Here is a 3,930-nt window from a genome sequence, read left to right as displayed (position 1 = left end):
AGGGAAGGCCCTACTTTCATAGGGCTGTCAAATACATGTCAAGCCCTGGTAAGGTTCCAGGCGTAGCGTCCTATTAAACCACATGCTCCACCGCTTGTGCGGGTCCCCGTCAATTCCTTTGAGTTTCATCGTTGCCGACGTACTCCCCAGGTGGTGCACTTAACGCGTTAGCTGCGGCGCGCCCCTTTGACAGGACACACCTAGTGCACATCGTTTACGGCATGGACTACCAGGGTATCTAATCCTGTTTGCTACCCATGCTTTCGTGTTTCAGTGTCAGTTATACGCCAGAGAGGCGCCTTCGCCGCAGGTGTTCTTCTTGATATCTACAGATTTCACTCTTACACCAAGAATTCCCCTCTCCTCTCATATACTCAATCCCGATAGTTTCGAGCGCAATTCTTCAGTTAAGCTGAAGGATTTCACACCCGACTTGCCGGGACACCTACACACCCTTTACACCCAATAAATCCGAACAACGCTTGCCACCTCCGTATTACCGCGGCTGCTGGCACGGAGTTAGCCGTGGCTTCCTCTCAACGTACTGTCAATCCGGCATATTATTCACATACCGGACTTTCATCCGTTGTGACAGAGCTTTACGACCCGAAGGCCTTCATCGCTCACGCGGCGTCGCATAGTCAGGCTTTCGCCCATTGCTAAAGATTCTCGACTGCAGCCTCCCGTAGGAGTCTGGGCAGTGTCTCAGTCCCAGTGTGGCTGACCATCCTCTCAAACCAGCTACCCGTCAAACGCCTTGGTGGGCCGTTACCTCACCAACAAGCTGATAGGACGCAGGCTCATCTTAAAACGACAGGTCCTAAAAGGATCCCCGCCTTTACCCGGTTTCTCTTATGAAAAACAGGGCACATCACGTATTAGCTCCTCTTTCGAGGGGTTATCCGCAACTTTAAGGTAGATTGCCCACGCGTTACTCACCCGTTTGCCACTAGAACACCCCATCCCTTCGGCCGAAGCCTCTGTTCAGGGGGTCTCGTACGACTTGCATGCCTAAACCACGCCGCCAGCGTTCGTTCTGAGCCAGGATCAAACTCTCCAGTTTGATATTTGCTCTAAGCCCGCAAATGACTCTCGGCATAAAGCCTTAAGCCATTGTGTCAGGCTATAATTTACTTGATTTCGTCTGCCTGTATTTCAACAAGCAGAGCCTCGCACAAGTGGTTTCTTTTTATTCGCTAGCTTTTGGCTATCCAATTTTCAAAGATCATTTTTTAAAAAAGCAGACATAAAAAAAAGCATCAAGACGATGCTTATAAAAACACGCCTATCTCTTAAATACGTCAGGTAATTTCAAGTAAAGCTTCTCTCAAGAAGCTCCTCCTTTTGCGGCGGTAATTCCGGGCTATGCCTCCCGCCAACCTGCATGATCATCAATGCTGGATAAACAGAATATTACAATAAGGTTCATACAAAATAACACAATAGCATAACCTTGTCAAGTATTTTTTTAATATATTTTTTTTAGGTGAATTGCAACTCATACTACAACAAAGTCAAGTCCAAAACCGCTGTTACTTTGTAGATACTTTTAAGCTGCCTGCTTAGCTGACATATACCCACGGCTCTTTCTGGGATAATTATTCATCCAGTTTTCAGGGACTAAAAATATCTCTAATCGTTCACTTCATCTACAATAGTAGAAATTTTATGAGTCTATTAGACCAATACAAGCTAAAGGGTAGTATACAAGATCTACAATAGTAGAAATTTTATGAGTCTATTAGACTTTGCTAAAGAGATGAACATGAAAATCATCTACAATAGTAGAAATTTTATGAGTCTATTAGACTTTGAGAGAGACATAGCGCATGACTTATCATCTACAATAGTAGAAATTTTATGAGTCTATTAGACTCAACTCCGCAAGATTTATTTGATAAATATCTACAATAGTAGAAATTTTATGAGTCTATTAGACACTGTTATGTTTAATATAGCCGAGTCATCTACAATAGTAGAAATTTTATGAGTCTATTAGACGTGGCCTTGCTTTGCAGTCTTCGTATTGATCTACAATAGTAGAAATTTTATGAGTCTATTAGACTATCTAATAATTCTTTCCATTCATTCTATCTACAATAGTAGAAATTTTATGAGTCTATTAGACAGTCAGGCTGTTCTCAAGAGGCCATAGATCTACAATAGTAGAAATTTTATGAGTCTATTAGACGACCTGACTGATGACTTGGATGATGAATCTACAATAGTAGAAATTTTATGAGTCTATTAGACTCCAATCCCCTGTAAGGATATTCCTTATCTACAATAGTAGAAATTTTATGAGTCTATTAGACGTAAAATGGAGACCCAAAATGACCAAATCTACAATAGTAGAAATTTTATGAGTCTATTAGACACACAGGATATTCAACACGGAAGTCGAATCTACAATAGTAGAAATTTTATGAGTCTATTAGACACAAAGAAAGGAATATTCTATATAATTAAATCTACAATAGTAGAAATTTTATGAGTCTATTAGACACACCACTAATAGCCGCCAACCCAAGCATCTACAATAGTAGAAATTTTATGAGTCTATTAGACGTCATCAGGATTATTAACTGGAACAGAAATCTACAATAGTAGAAATTTTATGAGTCTATTAGACGAATAATATCACTCTTGAATTTTTACAAATCTACAATAGTAGAAATTTTATGAGTCTATTAGACTTTTACAGGATAATAATAGAAGAAATATCTACAATAGTAGAAATTTTATGAGTCTATTAGACATATTGAGGTCTAATTCTCTGCATATCATCTACAATAGTAGAAATTTTATGAGTCTATTAGACAAGATAGAGCAAAATATTGGGATGCTGATCTACAATAGTAGAAATTTTATGAGTCTATTAGACCTTCATAGTAGATGTATTCTCTTACCTTATCTACAATAGTAGAAATTTTATGAGTCTATTAGACTCTGGAAGGAAAGCTTGAAGGAGTATATATCTACAATAGTAGAAATTTTATGAGTCTATTAGACTTTGTCAAAATAAATGCAGCATATAATGATCTACAATAGTAGAAATTTTATGAGTCTATTAGACCCAAAGTAGAGATGTTAAAATCGCAGGATCTACAATAGTAGAAATTTTATGAGTCTATTAGACTAGCCTGCTCCCCCTGCCCTAAACAACAATCTACAATAGTAGAAATTTTATGAGTCTATTAGACCCGCAAGATACAAAAGATATGCACGCATCTACAATAGTAGAAATTTTATGAGTCTATTAGACTTAAAATTGGGTTACGGTATTAAAGCACGATCTACAATAGTAGAAATTTTATGAGTCTATTAGACAGCCCTATAATACCTGCATGACTCAGATCTACAATAGTAGAAATTTTATGAGTCTATTAGACGGTATTTGGCATACTTTGTCTGCTTTTATCTACAATAGTAGAAATTTTATGAGTCTATTAGACCCTGTTGGGAGCAACCCCGACATAAGTCATCTACAATAGTAGAAATTTTATGAGTCTATTAGACTGCTTACTTACTCGGAAAGGGTGCAACAATCTACAATAGTAGAAATTTTATGAGTCTATTAGACCATAATTACGAAATATACGAAGTGCTGAATCTACAATAGTAGAAATTTTATGAGTCTATTAGACAATTTTCAGCAGGACATGAAAGACAAAATCTACAATAGTAGAAATTTTATGAGTCTATTAGACATTGTTGTAGTCTGCCAAGGCTAATTCTATCTACAATAGTAGAAATTTTATGAGTCTATTAGACCTGGGCCTACAATGCTGGTATAGGCAGGGATCTACAATAGTAGAAATTTTATGAGTCTATTAGACAGCTGTATTTTTGTAACAAACAATTCCCAAAGGAGTTATAAAATCGCATTTTCCACATGCATCTTTGTAAGTCCAACAAATAAAGGTTTTC

At 37.7% G+C, this 3,930-nt stretch carries 1 rRNA gene and 1 CRISPR repeat array; the gene reads right to left on the bottom strand.

What is annotated here, in order from left to right:
• Positions 1-1,063 (bottom strand): 16S ribosomal RNA (locus tag PHV77_03180); the annotation flags it as partial.
• 584 nt (positions 1,064-1,647) lie between these two features.
• A CRISPR array of direct repeats spans positions 1,648-3,839; the repeat unit is 36 nt; unit sequence ATCTACAATAGTAGAAATTTTATGAGTCTATTAGAC.
• Positions 3,840-3,930: the final 91 nt, after the last annotated feature.

The sequence above is a fragment of the Candidatus Omnitrophota bacterium genome, from assembly GCA_028716165.1.
In the GTDB taxonomy this organism is placed as follows: domain Bacteria; phylum Omnitrophota; class Gorgyraeia; order JABMRG01; family JABMRG01; genus JAQUQI01.
This window is presented reverse-complemented; position numbering and strand designations above follow the sequence as displayed.